The organism is Haloarcula vallismortis ATCC 29715, from assembly GCF_000337775.1.
GTDB lineage: Archaea > Halobacteriota > Halobacteria > Halobacteriales > Haloarculaceae > Haloarcula > Haloarcula vallismortis.
This window is the reverse complement of the sequence record NZ_AOLQ01000038.1, coordinates 183,409-203,459: the sequence shown is the minus strand read 5'-3', so window position 1 is coordinate 203,459 and position 20,051 is coordinate 183,409. Positions and strand designations below refer to the sequence as shown.

General features: G+C 63.5%; 24 protein-coding genes and 1 tRNA gene. 11 read left to right on the top strand and 14 right to left on the bottom strand.

What is annotated here, in order from left to right; translation table 11 throughout:
- The first annotated feature begins 1 nt into the window (after position 1).
- From C437_RS09735 to C437_RS09720, 4 genes are all read left to right on the top strand, one after another.
- Positions 2 to 1,666 (top strand): electron transfer flavoprotein subunit alpha/FixB family protein, encoded by a 1,665-nt coding sequence (locus tag C437_RS09735; protein WP_004516776.1) that lies wholly within the window; start codon positions 2 to 4, stop codon positions 1,664 to 1,666.
- Positions 1,659 to 3,320: an FAD-dependent monooxygenase gene (locus tag C437_RS09730; protein WP_004516775.1), complete on the top strand. Its 1,662-nt coding sequence runs from the start codon at positions 1,659 to 1,661 to the stop codon at positions 3,318 to 3,320. The genes C437_RS09735 and C437_RS09730 overlap by 8 nt, the downstream gene beginning before the upstream one ends.
- Positions 3,317 to 3,691: a hypothetical protein gene (locus C437_RS09725; RefSeq protein WP_004516774.1), complete on the top strand. Its 375-nt coding sequence runs from the start codon at positions 3,317 to 3,319 to the stop codon at positions 3,689 to 3,691. The genes C437_RS09730 and C437_RS09725 overlap by 4 nt, the downstream gene beginning before the upstream one ends.
- Before the next feature lie 68 nt (positions 3,692 to 3,759).
- Positions 3,760 to 4,491, top strand: a complete 732-nt coding sequence (locus C437_RS09720) for a GNAT family N-acetyltransferase (protein ID WP_004516773.1) — start codon at positions 3,760 to 3,762, stop codon at positions 4,489 to 4,491.
- On the opposite strand, the gene C437_RS09715 is transcribed toward C437_RS09720, so the two are convergent.
- A complete protein-coding gene (locus C437_RS09715) occupies positions 4,488 to 5,462 on the bottom strand; it encodes an LLM class flavin-dependent oxidoreductase (protein ID WP_004516772.1) in 975 nt (324 codons plus the stop codon). The two genes, C437_RS09720 and C437_RS09715, sit on opposite strands and share 4 nt — an antisense overlap.
- 251 nt (positions 5,463 to 5,713) lie before the next feature.
- Between C437_RS09715 and C437_RS09710 the strand changes: the two genes are divergently transcribed.
- A complete protein-coding gene (locus C437_RS09710) occupies positions 5,714 to 6,919 on the top strand; it encodes an RNA-guided endonuclease InsQ/TnpB family protein (protein ID WP_004516771.1) in 1,206 nt (401 codons plus the stop codon).
- 78 nt (positions 6,920 to 6,997) lie between these two features.
- Here C437_RS09710 and C437_RS09705 read toward each other — a convergent pair whose 3' ends face one another.
- The 4 genes from C437_RS09705 to tmcA all read right to left on the bottom strand — a co-directional run bounded on the left by C437_RS09705 (position 6,998) and on the right by tmcA (position 11,615).
- Entirely contained in the window at positions 6,998 to 8,599 is a 1,602-nt protein-coding gene (locus tag C437_RS09705) for a class I adenylate-forming enzyme family protein (RefSeq protein ID WP_004516770.1), read from the bottom strand.
- Positions 8,600 to 8,722: 123 nt separating this feature from the next.
- Entirely contained in the window at positions 8,723 to 8,887 is a 165-nt protein-coding gene (locus C437_RS20615; protein ID WP_004516769.1) for a hypothetical protein, read from the bottom strand.
- Positions 8,884 to 9,381: a DUF456 domain-containing protein gene (locus C437_RS09700; RefSeq protein WP_004516768.1), complete on the bottom strand. Its 498-nt coding sequence runs from the start codon at positions 9,379 to 9,381 to the stop codon at positions 8,884 to 8,886. The genes C437_RS20615 and C437_RS09700 overlap by 4 nt, the downstream gene beginning before the upstream one ends.
- The gene (gene tmcA / locus C437_RS09695; protein ID WP_004516767.1) at positions 9,378 to 11,615 is read right to left on the bottom strand and encodes a tRNA(Met) cytidine acetyltransferase TmcA; all 2,238 of its coding nucleotides are present in this window, start codon (positions 11,613 to 11,615) and stop codon (positions 9,378 to 9,380) included. The genes C437_RS09700 and tmcA overlap by 4 nt, the downstream gene beginning before the upstream one ends.
- Before the next feature lie 87 nt (positions 11,616 to 11,702).
- On the opposite strand from tmcA, the gene C437_RS09690 reads away from it, so the two are divergent.
- The 6 genes from C437_RS09690 to C437_RS09665 all read left to right on the top strand — a co-directional run bounded on the left by C437_RS09690 (position 11,703) and on the right by C437_RS09665 (position 14,674).
- A complete protein-coding gene (locus C437_RS09690; RefSeq protein WP_049919716.1) occupies positions 11,703 to 12,716 on the top strand; it encodes an NAD(P)H-dependent flavin oxidoreductase in 1,014 nt (337 codons plus the stop codon).
- A gap of 213 nt (positions 12,717 to 12,929) precedes the next feature.
- Positions 12,930 to 13,292, top strand: a complete 363-nt coding sequence (rpl7ae, locus tag C437_RS09685) for a 50S ribosomal protein L7Ae (RefSeq protein WP_004516765.1) — start codon at positions 12,930 to 12,932, stop codon at positions 13,290 to 13,292.
- Positions 13,293 to 13,303: 11 nt separating this feature from the next.
- Positions 13,304 to 13,531, top strand: a complete 228-nt coding sequence (locus tag C437_RS09680; RefSeq protein WP_004516764.1) for a 30S ribosomal protein S28e — start codon at positions 13,304 to 13,306, stop codon at positions 13,529 to 13,531.
- 2 nt (positions 13,532 to 13,533) lie between these two features.
- On the top strand, positions 13,534 to 13,887 hold the full coding sequence (locus C437_RS09675) for a 50S ribosomal protein L24e (protein ID WP_004516763.1): 354 nt from the start codon (positions 13,534 to 13,536) through the stop codon (positions 13,885 to 13,887).
- A complete protein-coding gene (gene ndk / locus C437_RS09670) occupies positions 13,887 to 14,351 on the top strand; it encodes a nucleoside-diphosphate kinase (protein ID WP_004516762.1) in 465 nt (154 codons plus the stop codon). Before C437_RS09675 ends, ndk begins: the two co-directional genes overlap by 1 nt.
- 65 nt (positions 14,352 to 14,416) lie before the next feature.
- A complete protein-coding gene (locus C437_RS09665; RefSeq protein ID WP_004516761.1) occupies positions 14,417 to 14,674 on the top strand; it encodes a glutaredoxin family protein in 258 nt (85 codons plus the stop codon).
- On the opposite strand, the gene C437_RS09660 is transcribed toward C437_RS09665, so the two are convergent.
- The 9 genes from C437_RS09660 to C437_RS09620 form a co-directional block, all read right to left on the bottom strand.
- Positions 14,647 to 15,360: a hypothetical protein gene (locus tag C437_RS09660; protein WP_004516760.1), complete on the bottom strand. Its 714-nt coding sequence runs from the start codon at positions 15,358 to 15,360 to the stop codon at positions 14,647 to 14,649. The genes C437_RS09665 and C437_RS09660 overlap by 28 nt on opposite strands.
- A gap of 48 nt (positions 15,361 to 15,408) precedes the next feature.
- Positions 15,409 to 15,813 (bottom strand): peptide-methionine (R)-S-oxide reductase MsrB, encoded by a 405-nt coding sequence (gene msrB, locus C437_RS09655; protein WP_004516759.1) that lies wholly within the window; start codon positions 15,811 to 15,813, stop codon positions 15,409 to 15,411.
- Between the two features lie 35 nt (positions 15,814 to 15,848).
- A tRNA-Thr gene (locus tag C437_RS09650) sits at positions 15,849 to 15,922 on the bottom strand.
- A 32-nt stretch (positions 15,923 to 15,954) separates the two neighbouring features.
- On the bottom strand, positions 15,955 to 16,422 hold the full coding sequence (locus tag C437_RS09645) for a GNAT family N-acetyltransferase (protein WP_170832133.1): 468 nt from the start codon (positions 16,420 to 16,422) through the stop codon (positions 15,955 to 15,957).
- A gap of 86 nt (positions 16,423 to 16,508) precedes the next feature.
- Complete coding sequence (locus C437_RS09640; RefSeq protein ID WP_004516757.1) at positions 16,509 to 17,084, bottom strand: CBS domain-containing protein; 576 nt, start codon at positions 17,082 to 17,084, stop codon at positions 16,509 to 16,511.
- Positions 17,085 to 17,151: 67 nt separating this feature from the next.
- Positions 17,152 to 17,925, bottom strand: a complete 774-nt coding sequence (locus tag C437_RS09635) for a GTP cyclohydrolase III (RefSeq protein WP_004516756.1) — start codon at positions 17,923 to 17,925, stop codon at positions 17,152 to 17,154.
- 108 nt (positions 17,926 to 18,033) lie between these two features.
- On the bottom strand, positions 18,034 to 18,372 hold the full coding sequence (locus tag C437_RS09630; RefSeq protein ID WP_004516755.1) for a DUF7344 domain-containing protein: 339 nt from the start codon (positions 18,370 to 18,372) through the stop codon (positions 18,034 to 18,036).
- Positions 18,373 to 18,427: 55 nt separating this feature from the next.
- Positions 18,428 to 18,727: a DUF5785 family protein gene (locus C437_RS09625; RefSeq protein ID WP_004516754.1), complete on the bottom strand. Its 300-nt coding sequence runs from the start codon at positions 18,725 to 18,727 to the stop codon at positions 18,428 to 18,430.
- 45 nt (positions 18,728 to 18,772) lie between these two features.
- Positions 18,773 to 20,038, bottom strand: coding sequence for a CARDB domain-containing protein (locus tag C437_RS09620; protein WP_004516753.1), 1,266 nt, complete (start codon positions 20,036 to 20,038; stop codon positions 18,773 to 18,775).
- Positions 20,039 to 20,051: the final 13 nt, after the last annotated feature.

Sequence of the window (20,051 nt, the reverse complement as noted above, 5' to 3'; positions counted from 1 at the left end):
AATGCCCGAAATCGACCCCACGGAACACGACATCGCCGAGTTGGGCCCGAAGATAAAAGATGTCGATGACGCCGATGAACTGCAGGCGATGCTGGAACTGGAGGAAGACGGCGAGGACCGAGTCCCCGTCAAGACGCTCATCGAGGACCGCATCGAGAAAGTCGAGAGCGAGGACGACGGCGAAATCGAGCCTGAAACCGTCGACCTCTCCGACCGCACCGTCGCCGACGTGGCGAACATGGTTCGGGACATCGACGACGCCGACGTGCTCCGGGACCTCCTCGAACGAGAGCAAGCGGGCGAGGACCGAAAGACAGCGAAGTCACAGATAGAGAGCCGTATCGAGTCCGTCGAGGGGACCGAGGAAGCCGAGGGCGAGGCGGTGACGGAAGTCGAGTACGTCCCCCCGGAAGAGAAGTATCCCGAACTGGACCACCCGACCAACGACAAGCAGTGGGTCGAGGGCACCGTCGGCGCGGAGTACCGCGACATGTGGGTCTACTGCGAGACGCAGGCCGGCGAACTCGTCGACGTGTCGAAGGAGATGCTCGGGAAGGCCCGCGAACTGATGGACACGTACAACGAGGAGTACAACGAACGGGAGCGCGTCGTCGCCGTCCTCATCGGGGCCGACGCCAGCGACCACGTCGAGGAGGTCATCGCCTACGGCGCGGATCTGGTCGTCTACCACGAGGACCCCCGCCTCGAACGGTTCCGCCACCAGCCATACACGGAAATCTTCTGTGACATGGCCCGCGCCGGCGGGGACCTCGCTGCCGACGGTCGAGAAGAGGTGGCGTGGAAGGACTACCACGAACCGCGCTACGCCGTTTTCCCGGCGACGAACAACGGCCGGGACCTCTCAGCGCTCGTTCAGGGGGAACTCGACTCCGGGCTGGCCTCGGACTGTTCAGGACTGTACATCGAGAACGCGATGATATCTAACCCCGCGAAGGTCGGCACCGCTGGCGACAAGAAGGAGTTCGAACGGGTCCTTCACATGAAGCGCCCGGACTTCTCCGGGTTCGAGTACTCGACAATTCTCTGTATCGACAAGCCAAACCGGGACTTCCACCCCCAGGGGGCGTCTGTCATTCCGGGCAGCTTCGAGATGCCCGATCCCGACTACGAGCGCGAGGGCGAGGTCGTCGACTACGAGATGGCCCTCGACGAGGACTGGTTTCAGGTCGAGGTCGAGGAATTCGACCGCCTCTCGGGCGGCGTGGACCTCACCGGGAACGACGTCATCGTCGCCGTGGGTCGCGGTATCGGCGACGACCCGACGCGGGGCATCGAGCAGGCGCTCGACCTCGTGAATGCCTTCGACGAGGCCGATTTGGGGCTCTCACGCGGGGTCATCACCTCTTCGTACTCCTTCGACGGGCACGTCGAGCAGTACGTCACCGAAGAGCGCCAGATCGGCGAGTCCGGACAGGCGGTCGAACCGGACGTGTACATCGCTGCGGGCATCTCCGGCGCGATACAGCACAAGGTCGGCTGCGACGAGTCCGATACGATAATCGCCATCAACACCGACCCCGACGCCGATATCCGGGACTTCTCGGACTACCTCATCGAGGGCGACCTCTTCGAGGTGCTGCCGCAGTTGACCGAGGCGGTCGAAACCGGTGAACTGGGCGCGATGATGGAGGCCAGCGATGACTGACGCTGTCGAGGAGTATGAGGCGGTCGTCGTCGGTTGCGGGCCGGGCGGAGCGGCCGCGGCGGCGACCCTCGCCCGCAACGGCGTCGAGACGCTGGTGCTCGAACGCGGCGTTGACGCCGGCTCGAAGAACGTCTCGGGCGGGCTCATCTACGCCGAGGAGTCAGCCCCCTACACCATCGACGGGCTGTTCCCCGATTTCCGTGAGGAAGCCACGGAGCGGCCGGTGACCGAGAACCTCATCCACAACATCGCCGGCGACAAGGTGAAGTCCTTCGACATCGGCGACCTGCACCACCACGATACGGCGTGGGCCGACGCAGTGCTCCGCCGGAAGATGGACTCGTGGCTCGCCCAGCAGGTCCACGAGCGCACTCGCGAGACCGGCGGTGGTCTGCTGACCGAGGTCCACGTCACCGGCTTGCTCCGTGAACGGGGTGAAATCGTCGGCGTGACGACCGAGGAGCTGGACCCTATCAAGGCCGACATCGTGGTGGCCGCCGACGGCGTCAACTCCGAACTGGCCCGCGACGCCGGGCTGATGGACTGGGAGGAGCCCGAAGAGTGGTTCCAGGGTGTCAAGGCGGTCGTCGACATGGAGCCCGAACTCATCAACGACCGCTTCGACGTCGCTCCGGATGACGGCGCGGCCCACCTGTTCTCGGGGGACCTGTTCGACGGCGTCCGCGGCGGGGGGTTTCTCTACACCAACGAGTCCTCGCTGTCTATCGGCACGGTGTTCCACCTCGACTCCATCGCCGAAGAGCGCGCCGAGCCCCACGAACTGCTAGACAGCCTGCTCACCCATCCGCTGATGGCCCAGTGGCTCGGCGACGAGTACGACGAGCGCGAATACAGCGCGAAGCTCGTCCCGGACTCGAAGAAGGCGGCCCATCCCTCGCCGCACACGGACCGGCTGGTGCTGGTCGGCGACGCCGCGGGCCAGATGCAGGCCCAGGGCCCCATCATCAAGGGGATGAACCACGCCGTCACCGCCGGGGCGCTAGCCGCCGAGGCGTTCGCCGACGCCCGGGCTCGCGGAGACCCATCCCAGGCCGGCGAGCTATACGAGAAGAAACTCCACGACGAGGGCGTGATGGACAAACTCCAGCCGACCGGGTACAAGATGTTCGGCCAACTCGGCGAGGTCGGGCCCGTCGACGACCTCTCGAACGCTATCGCCGACTCCGCCGTCGGCCGGTTCGGGGTCCGCGCGGCCGGCGGGCTGCTCGAACGGGCCTACTCGTCGCCGCGGCTGATCTCGATGATTCCCGACACCAAACTGCCGTACGTGACGCTACCGACAGTCATCGCCGAGGAACTAGGCGAGCCGGTGGCCGAAGAGAACACCGTCTCGCCGCCCGATCTGGCCGACCGCATCGGCGATCTGACCTACGACGTGGACGACCCTCACATCGAACTCCTCGACAAATCCTTCGAGGCGTCCGGCACCGCCGTCACGGCCTGCCCGGTCAGCGCCGAGGACTTCGGCGGCGGCTGTTACCGCGATGAGATGGTCCAGACCAACGGCAGCACGGAACACCTCGTGAGCCTCGACACCCAGCCCTGCGTCGAGTGTGGTACCTGCGCCATCGTCGCCGACACCGAGTGGGAACACCCTGCCGGCGGCAAGGGCGTCGAGTTTAACCGAGGATGACCGGTCCGGTGACGAGCAGGCAGTATGACCACCGGATTCGGGCGCTCGCTAGGCGCGCCGAGGCCGTCCGCGAGTCGCTAGATCCCGACCCGCCGGACGACGAGTGCGCGATGGAGATTCTCCGGGAGGGGTTCGGCCCCACTGTCGCGCTGTACTGTGAGGGCCGGACTGGCGAGTCGTGGGTCAGTTTCTCCGAGACGGAGTTCGCGCGACTGGAGGAGACGATGAACGACTGGCTTGACTGCTATGCCGCCTGCTACGGCGTGGCGTTAGCCGGCACCTACTCCGTCAGAGCGGCCGCAGAGTTGCTCGTCGACACGCACAACGTTCGTGACGTAGCGGTGCTTCTGACCGGCGTTCCGGAGCAGTAGCGACTGTCTATTGGGAAGTACATGGTTTTTGATAAAAGATTAAATACTGTGTCGTGGTAGCAGACAGCATGGAGTTAACAGAGCCACTGCACTTCGACCACGAAGACCGACGAGATATCTACGAGTATGTCGAATCACACGGATCTGTCGAGCCGAGGGCTGCCCGGTCGGCGCTACAGATGGACCCGCGGCCGTTCGGTCATCACGTCGCGATACTCAAACGCGACGGCGTACTGGAGGAGATCGATGGGGAACTCCGCATCGCCTACAACGACACTGCCGAGGTAGAGTTCGAGGCTGACGACATCGAGTTTACCATCCGTCAGGCGCGACAGGAAGACCTGACTGGCCTCGTCGGAGCCATCCGGGCCGCCATCGGCGGGGGTGAGTACGTCAACGCAGAGACTGTCGCCGACGTGGTGGACAGCGAGGGCGTGTTACTCCGGCACAACGAACTGGAGTCACGCATCTTCTTTGTCGCCTGCATCAACGATGACGTGGTCGGCTGGGTCCACCTCAAACACCCCGAAGTCGAGAAGCTCAGCCACACGGCGGAGCTGACGCTGGGTGTGCTTGAGCGGTATCGGGGCCACGGTATCGGCTCCCAGTTGCTCGCCCGGGGCACCGAGTGGGCGGCGTCGAACGGCTACGAGAAGCTGTACAACTCCGTACCCTCGACGAACGAGGACGCAATCGAGTTCCTCGAAGCCCACGGCTGGGACACTGAAGCCATCCGCGAGGATCACTACAAGTTCGGCGACGAGTACGCCGACGAAGTGATGATGGAGATCGACCTCTAAGTCGGGCCCAGCGCCTGAATCGTCGTCCGGGCCAGCTCCCCGTCGACCTGCTGTGGTACAGTTAGCAGAAGCCGGTCGATGACAGCTCTGTCCGCAACTCTATCCCGCTTTTCTCGCGCCTGTTCCGGTGTCCCGGCGATGCCGAGGTCAGCTGTCATTTCGTCAGTGACGAGCTCCGTCGCCTCGCCGCGGTCACCCGCCTGCCAGGCGTCGGCGATGCGTTCCGCCCGGTCGGGATACGTCTCCGCGACCGCCCGACGGTAGCCCTCGCCGCTACCGACGTAGTAGGCGATGTGCTGCCGGAGCTCCTCGGTTGCCCGCTCGGCGTCCTCGTGGACTACCGCTGGCACGTACGGTGCGACGGTAATCTCACTCGGGTCGCGGTCGGCATCGCGTGCGGTTTCGGCGATGTAGTCGAACGATGCTTCGAGCTCAGAGAACGGAACCATGTGCGGGAGCCAGCCGTCGGCGAGTCTGGCGACGACTCGCCTGTTCGCCGGCCCGAGCGCGGCGTGGTACACCGGCACGTCACGGTCTAAGGGCGGCACCCCCCTGACTGACACAACCTCGCCGTCGTAGGTCACTCGCTCGTCACTGGTCATGAGCTGTTTCACGATGTCGATAGTTTCGTGAGCGCGACGGACTGGCCGCTCGAACTCCATGCTGTGCATATTCTCGATGGACCGGGCTGTACTCGTTCCCAGACCCAGCACTGCTCGGCCGTCCGAGACCCTATCGAGGGTCGTCGCTGTCATCGCCAGTACGGCCGGCGACCGCGAGAAAACGTTGAGTATCGCGCTGCCGATTTCGATGTCGTCGGTCCGGGTCGCGACGTCTGTGAGTTCGACGACCGAGCTAGCCCCCCACAGTTCGTTCAGCCACACCGAGTCGTAGCCGTGGTCTTCGGCTTCGACAGCCAGGTCGACTGTGCTGTGGTCCTCGACGCGTGGCACGACGACTCCCAGATGCATGCTATGACCGACTGCTGGGAACCTAATAAAGAATCGTGTTGGTCACTCAGTGGTGTCCGCCTCTGATACTTTCGGCGTGTTCACCAATTCGAGGCGGAGGCCCCACCCTCAAGGAGCGCCGGGCTTCCGATACGTCGGAAGCACAAGCGAGTAGGGTGGGGAGGAAGCCGACTTGCTACTGACCAGCCACTAGACTGTTGCCTGCTAACTCCCAATTATTAAGTAACTACAAGTAGACATGTGAAAATACAGTGGAGTATCGTCGTACTGCCGTTATCAAGCTCGATACACCCGAAGGCGCGGATGCACACCTTCGAGAGACCGTCGAGCAATTCAAATACTGCGCCAACACCGCAAGCGAATGGTGCTGGCACGGCGACGACGGCTACCACATCACTTCGAAAGCTAAAGCCGAACGTGGCCTGTACGACCAGCTGCGCGAGGACACCGAGTTGACCGCGAATCTCGTCCAGAAGGGGATTCGCCAAGCCGTCGAAGCCGTCAAAAGCGGCGTCGAACGCCTCACAAACGACCAGGACACCTCCCGTCCGACGTTTACCGCTGACACCGCAATCTACGACAAGCGAAGCGCCACGTTCCACCGTGACCACGTTTCCCTGTCAACAGTGGACGGACGAATCGAGTGTGACTATATCCTCCCTGACGACGCTGAGGTACCACCGACGAAGTACGTAGCCAACGAGGACTTCGAGTTTCGGCGGGCCACACTCCATCGACGTGACGGCGACTGGTATCTCCATGCGTCGATGCTCAAAGAGGACGATACCGACACCACAACCGGGCACAGAACAGTCCTCGGTGTGGACCTTGGTGTGAACCAACTCGCGGTCGCTTCAACCGGACGCTTTTGGTCGGCAGACGCGTTCAACCACTGGAAGCGAGAGTACGAGAAACGCCGTGGAGACCTCCAACAGTGCGGAACGAGAGCGGCCCACGACGCGATAGCAGGCGTCGAGCGCAAAGAGGACGGCCGCTTCGAGATATTCCTGCATCGTGTCGCCAACAAAATCGTGGCCGAAGCCCTCACCCACGACTGTTCGCATATCGTTTTCGAGGATCTGACCGACATTCGTGAGAACGTACCGAAAGCGTCGTGGCACCATCTGTGGGCGTTCCGTCGCCTCTACCAGTACGTCGAATACAAAGCCAGAGAGCACGGTGTCGAAACTGTCCAAGTAGACCCTCGGAATACGTCAAAGCGGTGTTCGACCTGTGGGTTTACCCATGACCATAACCGCCACGGTGAGGACTTCGAATGTCAAGATTGTGGCTACCAGAACCACGCCGACTACAATGCGGCGAAAAACATCGGTTTGCAGTATCTCCGGCGTCGGCAAAACGCAGACGCCGGAGGCGCACCTGTAGACGTGCGCTTGAATCGCGGGATGCTGAACGTGAGTGGGGAGTACAACCCTCCTGCCTCTGCTGAGGCATAGAACGGGAGTCCACGCGAAAGCCCTCCCCTCAACGAGCGAGTGGGGCGATTGCCCCCGAGCGAAGTAGGGGAGGGTAGTTTACTCTTGGCCGATCATCCGCTCTTGCTCCTTCCAGTACTCCTCCCGGAGTTCGTACTTCTGGATTTTCCCGGTCGCCGTTTCCGGGAGCGAGTCCCGGAAGTCGACGCCCGTTGGGACCTTGTAGCTCGCGAGGCGCTCTCTGAGGAACTCGAGTATCTCCTGCTCGGTCGCGTCGCTGTCGGCCGTCGGGACGACAATTGCCATCGGCGTCTCGCCCCAGTCCTCGCTCGGGGCCGGAATGACCGCAGCCTTCAGAACATCAGGGTGGTCGTACAGTTCGTCTTCTAGTTCTATCGAGGAGATGTTCTCACCGCCGGAGATGATGATATCCTTTCGGCGGTCCATGATCTGTACCATCCCGTCCTCGTCCCACGTCGCGAGGTCGCCGGTGTGGAAGTACCCCTCGACGCGGTCGTTGAACGCCTCCTCGGTGATTTCAGGCTTGTTGAGATAGCGGTCCATCACCTGATTGCCCTGCACCACAATCTCGCCGATAGCCGACCCGTCGTGTGGCACGTCGTTGCCGTCCTCGTCGACGACCCGGATGTCGGTACACAGGGTCTCCGAGCCCTGCTTGACCTTGAGTTCCCGGCCTCGCTCGGCGATACGCCGCGGGGAGTTGCTGGTCGTGATAATCGGAGCCGTTTCGGTCAGGCCGTAGATATGGATGATGCGCCAGCCGAACTCGTCTTCGACGCGCTCGATAGTCGCTGTCGCCGGGGCGCTTCCAGCGGTCGCAATCCGTACGTCGCGGTCACCCTGTGTTACTATGTCGCCGTCGTTGGCCCGGTAGTGCTGGATGAGCTTGTTCAGCACCGTCGGTGCGCCACACATGAACGACACGTCGTACTCGCGGACCCGGCGGAAGGTGTCCGCGGCGTCGAAGGTTCGCTGACAGACGTGGGTGCCGCCAGTTCCGGTGATGGCGTAGGTGTGACCCCAGCCGTTGCAGTGAAACATCGGGAGCGTCCAGAGGTACGTGTCGTCGTCGCGGATCTCCATGTGCTGATTAAGCACCAGCGCGTGCCAGCTCTCGGTCCGGTGAGTCCTGACCACGCCCTTCGGGTCCCCCGTTGTGCCGGACGTGTAGTTGATGCTGGCATCGTCGCCCTCGGCCACCTGCGGGCGGTCCGGTTCGGCTGTCGGCTGGCCGTCGAGGATATCGCTGTAGGCGTCCCATTCGCCGTCGATGCGGTCGGGCTTGTAGCCGATGAACGTCTCCGCAGGGATGTCGTCACGCACTGGCTGGACCTTCTCCGCGAAGTCGTAGTCAGCGATTACTGTCGACGCCTCGCAGTCGTTCAGGATGTATTCGATTTTCGCGGGGTCGAGCCGGTAGTTCAGCGGGACGAACACTGCACCGAGCTTGTTCGTCGCGTACAGCGTCTCGATGAAGTAGTGTGTGTTCGGCGCGAGGAGGGCCACGCGACTTCCCTCCGAGACACCCCGGTCCGACAGCGCGTGTGCTAACTGGTTGACCCGCTCGTTTACCTCCGCGTATGTGTACTCGGTGCCGTCGTGGGCGACGATACCGGTCACGTCGTCGTATATGTCCGCGGCACGGTCGATGAAGTCGGTGGTGAGCATCTCGCGTTTCATGATAACACTCCTCACTTGTCGTATTCAAACCCAATTATTATTATATTTTCTTCGTGAACAGTTGACACCCTCCTGATTCGGTTCCGACGTGTAAATCAAAACATCAATTCCGACGACAGCGGGCTACGGCCACTTGTCCTCGTGGCCCTCCAACGGCGCAGGGACGACGCCGTCTTTCTGTGCCCAGACGCGGGCATGGTCCGGACACACTTCGCGGTTCGCGTCCCAGGGGATGTGGAGTTCGACCGCGGCCTCGTTTTCACAGCCGTCTTCGGCGCACTGGGTCATAGCACCGCGACAGCAATCATGGTGACCAGTATCGACGCGGTCAGCAGGGCCTGAACGACGCCGGAGGCCAGCATCCCAGCGGTCGTCACCAGCGCCGCCTTCAGGCCGCCCCTGGCGTCCTCTTGGCGATAGAACTCGACGACGAACACCGTCCCAGCAACGCCCAGCAGAATCCCGAGCGGACCAGTGACGAAAAAGAGGACGAGCGCCACGACGCCGGCCAGTACCGCCGTCCAGTTCGACGCCCCGCCGACGCGTGCGGCGACGGCCCCGCCCGCGATGTCGACGGCCCACGTCAGCAGGCCCACAAGCGTCAACAGGGCCAGCAACAGTGTGCCGGGGTCGGTCATCCCGCTGGCGACCCAGTAGAGGTAGACGCCGGCAAGCGAGACGAGCGCACCGGGGACCTGGGGCGTGAGGCTGCCGACGACGCCGCCGACCAGCAGAGCGAATGCAAGCACGAACAGCAGCGATTCGAGGCCGAGCAGGCTCATAGGTGTCTATCGAGTTCCTCCTGTACCCAAAGGTCGCCGTACAGACGCGTCAACCTTTCGACTATTCCACCGAGTGTCCGCATGCACTCTCGCTCAGAAACGAACCCCAGCCCCTCGGCGACAGCCGACCATGGCTGTGCCTGCAAGACCTTTCGGACAAGCAGGCGTTCCTCCCGCGCCGAGAGCGCGGCCGGGTCGGCCGGAGCTGACAGGTGCTGGCGGGTGAGTTCACGGAACGGCTTCGGGTTCGTGTCGAGAACTGACGCGCCGCCGGGGACGCCGGCGACCAGTCGCCATTCCCACTCGGAGAGGCGAAGGGACGGTTCGCTGTCAGTCGCTCGAAGCACTGCCCGAACTACGTCGGGGTCGCAGTCGTCGAGTGAGTCAGACAGCACTGCGGTGATGCGGTCCTGAAACCACGCACTATGCCGTGCCGCGAGCGCCGCCCCGTCGTCGGAACACGGGTCGAGCATCACGACGGAGTACTCGCCGCTGGTCGCGTTCCGCGAGGTGGCGAGGTGCACCGTCTGATAGCCGCTGTCCGCCCAGAAACGGACGAGTTCCGGCGTCGCACCGTAGCTGACACCAAGCCAGTCCACTCGGTCGGCGAACTCCGCTCTGGTCTCCGACAGGAGTTTCGAGCCGAGCCCTCTGGAGCGGACCGCGGCGTGGGTCGCGATGCGGAGGACCCGCTGGCCGACCGGGATTCCGGCGGCTTCGTCACGGAGTTGCGTCGACAGCACGTCCGGGAGCATATTTCCCCGCACCCGTCCGCCTTCGTACATCGTGGCTCGCGTGTCAGCCGAAAGCCCGCCCTCCTGTGCCAGCAACGCCACTGCAACGACGTGGCCTTCGTGGGTTAGCGCCCGGACGGTAAGATTGGGTGCGTCGAGCAGTCGGGCCAGGTCTGAGGGTTCAGTCCGGTAATGCGCCAGCACGAGCAGGCCAAACACCTCCCGGAGCAGGTGCTTGTCGGCGAGCAGGTCCGCCGCCGAGAGCCGCCGGTACTCGACGGTCTCCGGCGTCGCGTCTTCGATAAGCTGGTTGACCGGCGGGCGGGCGTCAAGCAGTAGCGCCCGGAACGCCCACACCTCTACGGGGTCGGCGTCGCCGTACCGTATCGGTGTCGTCATCGACACGTCGGTGACGGCATGGTCGCCTTCCACGAGTCGGTCACGGAACCGAACGGAGAAGCCCCGGCCTGCCCCCTCGTAGCCGTGGACGGTCGTCGTGAAGGCGACCGCTGGGGCGTCGAGGAACTGTTCGAGTCGCCGGACCGGCAGAGCTGCGGCTTCGTCGACGATGACAACATCGGGGTCGTCCGGCAGGGCCGCGGCCTCGTCAGGCGGCGCGTACCGCACGCGGCCCGCCGCCGCAATGTCGAGCCGCTGGGGTTCTGACGCACGGTCACGCGCGAAACCAATATCGAGCGTCTCCAGCAGGTTCCCCGCCCGCGCAAACACCTCGGCAGCGCTCCGGTACTGCGGCGCGGTCACCAGCACATCTTTCCCCGCCACAGCGAGGTTTCCGGCTGCCAGCCCGGCAGCGCTAGATTTCCCCCGACCCCGGTCGGCCTCGACCACGACCGCCGTGCCGTCGTCCCGCAGGGACTCGAACGCCTGGACCGCATCCCGCTGGTCGTCGGTGAGACACTGGGCGTACGTCTCGGAGCGGAACCACGCATCGCTGGGCGGAGTCGGTGCGGGAACCGACCGGCTTGGTGGCGGGTCCGTCAGCCCCTCCTGCTCGACAGCATCCGTGTCGGCGTCGACAATAGCGATACCCCGGTGTGCCCGGAGCGTTTCGACGAACCGCCGGCGGAAGTGGCCGCTCACGTCATCGACGCCGAACGGCGGGACCGAAAGCGAGGCGTCGAAGCCGTCCCGCTTCTCGGGCCACGTCTCCAGTGGCGGAGCGAGGAGGACGTAGAGGCCGCCGCCGTCGACTGCGCCGACAGTTCGCCCGACAGCATCCGGGCGCAGTTCCCCGTGTGCATCGAGTACGACGGCCGTCCGGGTTCGGCCCAGCAACTCCTCGGCGCGAGACTGCTCGTGGTGTTCGCAGTCGAGGAATGCCGTCGGGCCGACAACGGTCGTCTCCGCGCTCGGGATGTCTGCCGCGTCGAGCGCTGTTGCCGCTCGCTCCCGCGTCCGTTCGGGGTCGCCCGCCAGCACGAGGAGCCGCCGCTCGTTTGTACGGCGGGCCTCTGCCCGGAGCGAGCGCGCGATGTCCATACCGGTGGTGGCGGACGAGCCAGTATGGACCTGACGGTCACGGCGTTATCGGGGTACGCTTTTGACGGACCGGTCACAGTGGCCAGCATGGCTCCCCTCCAGACCCCGCTCTGTACAGAGATCGGTATCGACCACCCAGTCGTTCAGGCTCCAGTGGGAAGCGTCTCAACGCCGGCTCTGGCCGCGGCCGTCGCTGACGCGGGCGGACTCGGGATGCTGGCGATGTCCTGGCGCGGCACCGACGCGATTCGCGATGCATACACGGAGGCCGCAAGCGCGACCAGCGGCGTGGTGGGCGTCAACGTCGTCCTCGACGAGTCAACGGGCGTCCTGTCCCCGTCGGACTGTCTCGATGTCTGTCTGGACGCTGGCGCGTCGGCTGTCTCCTTTTCCTTCGGCGATGCTGGGTCGTACGTCGACCGGGTCAACGAGGCCGGCGGCACGGCGATGGTCACGGTCGGGAGCGCCGACGAGGCCAGGGCCGCTGTCGCGGCTGGTGCTGATATCATCGTCGCACAGGGCCGGGAAGCCGGCGGCCACGTCCAGAGCGACGTGACCACTATGGCCCTGCTCCCGCGGGTAGCCGACGCGGTCGAAGTGCCGGTCGTCGCGGCCGGCGGTCTCGGCGACGGGCGCGGACTCGCGGCGGCGCTGACACTGGGTGCCGATGGCGGCTGGTTCGGCACTCGGTTCGTGGCGACCGAGCAATCGGGCGCACACGAGAAATACCGGCGGCAAATCGTCGACGCGCCGGAGACGGCGACGCGGCTCACCGACATGTTCGACCGTGGTTGGCTGGACCAGCCACACCGGGTTCTCGAAACCGATGAGGTCAGGCAGCAGGGGGCGGCCGATTCGGGAGTAGCGACCGAGGCCAGCAACCCCGAACAAATCGCACAGATGCCCGACGGCGAGCCAATCAGTCGGCTTGCTGATATGCCCCCGCTTGCCGGGATGACAGGTGAGGTCGAGGCCCTGCCCCACTACGCCGGCCAGAGTGCCGGGCTCACACAGGGCGTACAGCCCGCTGGTGAGGTGGTGACCCGACTCGTCGCGGACGCCCGAGCAGCGCTGGCCGACGCGTCGGCGGCCGCGGAATAGGCAGACCCCGACACAGCACCCGTGTGCCGGCCTGGCACGCGATTTCGGCTTCGAAAGCGCTTTTAGGGCCGGTGGCACAGAATGGGGTACAGCCTGCGCCGAGTTGATGATGCTCCCAGCCTTTTCAGGATACACACCATCACGGTGTGACGGGCCTCGTGGCCCGGACACGGCGGGGGAGCCTGAGCTCGCGCGCAGGAGGTGAACATACAAATGCCAGTATACGTAGATTTCGACGTTCCCGCGGACCTCGAAGACGACGCCCTTGAGGCGCTTGAGGTTGCCCGGGACACAGGCGCGGTAAAGAAGGGTACAAACGAGACGACCAAAGCCATCGAGCGCGGCTCCGCCGAGCTCGTCTTCGTCGCTGAAGATGTCCAGCCCGAGGAAATCGTCATGCACATTCCGGAACTCGCCGACGAGAAGGGCGTTCCCTTCATCTTCGTCGAGCAGCAGGACGACCTCGGACACGCCGCCGGGCTCGAAGTCGGCTCGGCCGCCGCAGCCGTCACCGACGCCGGTGAGGCTGACGCCGATGTCGAGGACATCGCCGACAAGGTCGAGGAGCTTCGGTGAGGTGACCTCGGATGAGCGCTGAGGAATCCGAAAGCAGCGGTTCCACGCCCGCCGAGGTTATCGAAGTCGTGGGCCGGACGGGGATGCACGGCGAGGCCATGCAGGTCAAGTGCCGCATCCGTGAAGGCGAGAACCAGGGGCGCATCATCACGCGCAACGTTCTCGGTCCGGTCCGCGAAGGTGACGTGCTCCAGCTCCGCGAGACGGCTCGCGAGGCCGACACCATCGGAGGGCAGTAACCATGCCCCGGACACGCGAATGTGACTACTGCGGCACGGACATCGAACCCGGCACGGGCACGATGTTCGTCCACAAGGACGGCGCAACCACGCACTTCTGTTCCTCGAAGTGCGAGAACAACGCCGACCTGGGCCGGGAGGCCCGCAACCTCGAATGGACCGACACCGCCCGCGGTGAGGCCGGCGAGGTCGAGGACGAGGCCGAAGAAGTCGACGCTGACGAGGCAGAAGCGGAGGCCGAGGCTGACGAGGAAGCAGACGCAGAAGAAGCCGCTGCTGACGCCGACGAGGCCGACGCGGACGCTTCGGCTGATGAAGACGCCGAGGACGAAGAAGCCGAGGAGGCTGAAGCGTAATGTCCGACCACGAGCGAACCTTTGTCATGGTCAAGCCCGACGGCGTCCAGCGCGGTCTCATCGGGGACATTGTCTCCCGCTTCGAGGACCGCGGCCTGAAGATGGTCGGCGGCAAGTTCATGCAGATCGACCAGGAGCTCGCCGAGGAGCACTACGGTGAGCACGAGGACAAGCCCTTTTTCGACGGGCTCGTCGACTTCATCACCTCCGGCCCCGTGTTCGCGATGGTCTGGGAAGGCCAGGACGCGACCCGGCAGGTCCGCACCATGATGGGCGAGACGGACCCCGCCGAGTCCGCACCCGGCACCATCCGCGGCGACTACGGGCTCGACCTCGGTCGGAACGTCATCCACGGCTCCGACCACGAGGACGAGGGCGCAAACGAGCGCGAAATCGAGCTGTTCTTCGATGAGGACGAACTCGTCGACTGGGACCAGATCGACGCCCCCTGGCTGTACGAGTAACGCCAGATCGGCCGCCGCGTTTTTTCGAGCACAACCACCTTGAGGGCAGCGTCCGTATCGCCGGTATGAGCGTGACGCTCTACCAACTCGACGGCTGTCCGTACTGCGAGAAGGTCGCCGACCGACTGGACGAACTCGGTATCGATTACGACAGCGTCTGGGTCGAGGCGCTGCACTCGGAACGCGACGAGGTCAAGCGGGTTTCCGGCCAGCGTGGTGTCCCAGTCCTGGTCGATGGAGATCGTGGCGTCACGATGGCCGAGTCCGAGCGCATCCTCGAATTTATCGACACGACCTACGCGCCGGAGGCCCGGTCAGCGTAGAGATATTGGACGGCCGCGCCGAGGCTCGCAAACAGCAGCGGCAGGAAGAACATCAGGATAAGGAGCCACAGCACTGCCGGTGCGGCCTGTCCCTCGCCCCCGCCGTCGAACATGACTGTCCGGACGAAGACGAAGCTCCCCGCGAACCCCGTTGCGACATAGCCAAAGCCGATGCCAGTTCCGACGAGCGCCGCTTCTTCGAGTAGACTGTCTGTCCGGTCATCGCCGCGGTAGCGCTCGAACAGCGCGCCGACGACGAGCAACGAGACGATGGGTATCAGGAAATAGACTATCGGCGGGACGCTCGCGCCCTGTGCGCCGTACAGGACGTTCCGCGCAGCCGAGCCGTACACTTCGGCATCTGCCGCGGTCACCAGCGTCGGCACGTGGTGGGCGTTGTACAGCACGAACCCGTACTGGATCAGCCGGTCCGACAGCTCAGGCAGGTCGACCGACGACGGGCCGGCGAGAAACAGCAGTGCGACGAGCAGATACTCGACAGCCAGCGTCCCGATTGCGACGCCGGCCGCGCGGAGCCACGGAAACGTCCGGAGGCTCTCGGCTAACATGTGACTCTCCGGCTGTGGCTGTTCGGCGGTGGCAGTCGGTGGCTCGTCGACCAGCGACTCGTCGACCGGTGGTCCGGCCCCCTCGTCGCCCGCCTTGTCGGTCCCGTGTTCAGTCACGTCTAGCCGTATCAACTTCAATGACGGAAAAAAGGGTTCCGGTGGTCGCTACTCCGACTCGAAGTCCAGCGCCGCGCCGTTGATGCAGTACCGCTTCCCGCTCGGCTCCGGTCCGTCGTCGAACACGTGGCCCAGATGACCGCCACACTCGGCACAGACGACTTCCGTTCGCTCCATCCCGTGACTGTTGTCCGCCCGTGTCTCGACGTTGCCTTCCTGATACACGTCCCAGAAGCTCGGCCAGCCAGTTTCTGACTCGAACTTTCGGTCACTATCGAACAGTTCCGTCCCGCAGCCAGCACAGGTGAACACGCCCTCGTCTTCTACGTCGATGAGGTCGCTGCTGAACCGCGGCTCTGTTCCAGACTCGCGGAGGATTCGGTACTCCTCGTCGGAGAGAATTTCGCGCCACTCTTCGTCGTTGTCCGGGAGTTCTCCTTCGGATTCACTCATGAGCTACTGTACGCCTTCCAGCGGTAAAAACCTAGAGCCAGGGGTGGGATTTGAACCCACGAACTCTCGATTACAAGTCGAGTGCTTGGACCACCCAAGCTCCCCTGGCGCGGTTACATACCAGCGTTGTGTGGGGACCGTTTAGAGAGTATCGTTTTCGGTTGGCTTTTCGAGCTCGACCCGGTGTGGTGCGTAGCCGTGTGCGCGGTAGAACTGTCGGGCAGACTCGTTGTCTGCCATCGCCTCCAGCGCGAGAATATCCGCACCGGCCTGGCGAAGTAGTTCTTCTCCCGTCTCGAGCAGTTCGCCGCCGATTCCCTGGCTCCTGTGGACTGGTTCGACGAAGATATTCTCGATGATGCCCCGCGTCTCGTCCTGTTCGTACCGGCCGCTGTCGATAGTCACCATAACGAACCCGACGACGCGTCGGTCTATGCGGGCGATACAGACGTTTTCGGCGACGACGCGCTGTACGACAGTCTCTCGAACCGCGGTTCGGTTCCGGTCTCCGAACAGGTGCGACCCGTGGGCACGCTGGCTCTCCGCCAGTCGGACCCACAGGTCGACGATGGTGTCCACGTCATCCATCGAGGCGGTAGCAATCTCCACGGTGGTACTCGGTGTCGTACGGTCAAAACAGTTCGGCTACACCGCCGTATCTGTCCGCTACGAGAGCGGAGACCGACTGACGCGGCTCAGACATCACGACAGTCTGCACAGAGGAGTTGCCCGTTGAACGACGCCAGGTCCCGTGTAAACGTGCTGCAGGCAGAACAGATGCCCTGACTATCGAACGAATCCTCGGCGGCGGACTGCATCCCGTCTGTGGTGGCTTCCTGACCGGTCGTTGCAACCGGCGAGGGCTGCTCTACGAAGTCTGTCGACTCGCTCTCCAGTCTCGCGGTCGAGAGGATGTCGTGCTCGGTCAGCGTTCCGAGTGGTTCACTGTCCGCCGTGACCAAGAGGAATTCGGCCGACCGCGTCGCCATTTGGTCGCGGGCCTCCGGAAGCCCGGCGTCAGGGTCAATCGTTGGAATGGACTCGCGCATCACGTCGCCGACTGTGGCGGTGTCCGGGTTGCCGCCGTCGACGATGTATGCCAGCACGTCCCTGTCCGTCGCGACGCCGACCGGTTCGTTCCCCCGCAACACGAGAATCGGATGCTGGTCCTCACGGATCAGCAACTCCGTCGTTTCGAGGAGGTCGTCGGACTCGCTCGCACCGACGTACTCTCGATTCATAACCTCCCGCACAGTGACCTCACCGTTCATGTGTGTGGTTACCACACGACCGGTCTAAAAGATACCTCCACTATGTTTATATCGCGTGACTCACAAATTACTCAATTGTCTCGGTTTCGATGGTGACGGCCTCTCCGGTCGCCCGACAGGTCTCTAACGCGTGCTTGGCGTCCATCCCGGCCGTAGCTGCTGTCCGTCCGCGTCCGACACCGACTTTCAGATCCACGTCGACTGCTTCGCGAACATGGTCGATTGCGTCGTGGTAGTCCGCCTCGTCTAAGTCCGGGCAGACTGCGATGACGTTATCCCCGCCGACGAAAAACGACAGCGAGTCGTGGGCCTCACGCATATACTTCATGAGCGCCGCGTACCCCTGCTCGATCTGGATGAACGTGTCGAACTCGTTGAGCTGGTCGGTGTACTTCTCGGTCGCGTCGTCGACATCGAAATGCGCGAGTTGTACGTCTGTGGACTTTCGGAACTCCTCGTCGATTGTCTGACCGCGTAGCACTTCTCGTCGACTCTTGTCCTGTGCACTACCGGCCTCCTGCAGTTGTTCCGTCGCCGTCCCCAGCGCCGAGACGGGCGTCGTTCCTGTCGCGACAGAAAGGCTCATCGTCACCGGGTAGCGGTTGCCGACGGATTCCTGGATGAGGGCGTGTGCTTCCTCGTCCAGTCCATTCGTCACGGCGATCATGTTGTCGAACCGCGAGAAGAAGATGTAGCCGTCGCGGTTCCCGAACAGTTGTGCGAGGTCAGCGTACAGTCTCGACTGGAGTGTCTGAAGATCGACTTCACGGCGGGGTTCCGGCGTCACGGTCCACGGTCCGTAGTTGTCAATCTGTATATGGGTTATCTGGGTGTTAGTCACTGTCCATCGACAGTTTGGAAGCAACAGGTATTGCTCTATCGAAATGCTCCGGCAGAGGGCACTGTTATCCGATTCAACCGGTGTCGGATTCCGGACGCCAGGACCAGTTCAACGGCGGTCAGTCGGTACTACGTCACACCGCTGTATCTCGACGGTCCCAACCATTGAGTCGTACGTAACGATATCTGTTGCCGTCAGCTTTGGAAGGTGCTCGGTGAACAGTTCCTCGGTGAGTTCGTCTCTCGCAGCGTCCGGAACTGCCGCTGGCTCAATGCCACGCTCGGCCGCCAGAACCGCCGCCGCGAGATCCGACACGACTACCGGCTCATCGCGCTCAGCCAGTATCACCAGCGCGTGACGGCGAATGTCATCCGACAGCAGGTCGGCAACAACGTTCTCGGGAAGCCCCTGTTCGGCGCGGTCACCGCCTGAAGATGTCGTCGCCATATGCGACGCTACACCGTCCACCCACAAGTATGTGTCGTGCCCACACACTACACAATCAGGCCTGTTCGAGTCTGTATGGCCACCAGTCTGCCTCGCGCAGCGCGCGCCCGAGCGATTTGTGGAAATCAGGGAAGTCCTCGAACTCCTCTTGGTCGACATGTTCGAAGATGTCTGCCACGCTAACGACCGTCTCGTAGTCGATCCGAACCGGGTGGTCGCCGTACTGTTCGACGTACTCCGCGGCGGTCAGTGGGAAGTCCTCGTCTTCGTCGACTTTCTTCGCCAGCACAGCGTGGCCGTACTTGCGCCGGCCCTCGCTTCCTTCCTCACCGTCCGGATCGTGTGGCCAATCCATACGCGGTTCTCTGGACACTGGCATAAAAAGGGTTTCTCTCCCCGCCTACAGTTCGAAGCCGCTATCGTTTCGGCTGCCACCCCGTCGGAGGATCACGATGACGAGGCCAAACAGGAGTAACGCACCGAGAAGTCCGCCAAGGATCAGCACCGTACTGATACCCATAACTGTTGCCGGGAGCGGCCCGAATCCGCCGTCACCGTCGACCGCGGGTTCGGTCTGGACCGCTGACTCTGTGCCCGTCGGCTCCGCTTCTGGTTCGGCACCGCCGTCTCCGCTGGTCTGGAGTTGGCTCTCGGTCACCCGCACTTCGCCAGCCTCGATACCGCTGAAGCCGATCTGGTACTGTCCCGGCGTCGTCATGACCGTCGATAGCGTCACTGTCTGTTCGGTCTCCGGCGGAACAGTCACGGACGTCTCGTTAACGACTTCCCCGTCGACCAGCATCTGCGCGTCGTACGTACCTGAGGCACTGCCGTCATTTTTGACGGTTCCCCTGATGCTTACTCGATGGCCGTCTGACGCCTGTTCGCTAACGACTGACGTCCGTGTGACGGTAAAGGACGGTTCGATTCGACCGATGGCGTAGGCCGACGCTCCCCTAGTATCTACCTCGTAGACGACGTGGTCGGGTTGCTCCGACACGACGCTTGTCTCGGCGGCCTCCCAGGACTCGTTCACGCGGTGATACACGCGGACATCCGACGCGGTAATTCCGGCCGACTGAAGTGTTGCACGGTCTACCGTGAACTGCATCGACGACGGCTCGACCCCGTCCGATGAGCTAGCAGTCACCACGCCGAACACCGACGCGTCATCCCCGGACGGAACCGGGATACCTGCCGCTCCGGGATCGGTGTACTCGGTCACGTCCTGCGTGAACGCTTGCTGTGATGGGTTGACGGTCCAGGACTGGACGGCGAAGGACTGGTTCGTCGGCCCCGACACGTTCAGTTCGTAGGGGTCGTTCGTCGAGACTGTCCCGGCGCGTATCCTAAGCTGTCGCGTATTCGGGTCCGGACGCGTCGTCTCGACAATCGCCGGCTTGACACTGACATTCCCAGCCGACCTCTCCGGGCCACTCCTAACTGTTATGCTGTATGTTCCGGGAGTGTCGAACTCTATCGCCCGTGTCCGCTCGACTGACGAACCGGCGTCGAGGACCACCCGTTCACTCGCTCTTGTCGTTCGGTTAACCCTGTACTCGATAGTCGCCGCGCCGCCTGAGCTACCGATGTTTGCAACCGTTGCCGTGATGTTTACCGATTCACCGACCAATATCGTGTCGGCGTCTTTCGACGCGTCGGACACGATCAGACTCGGA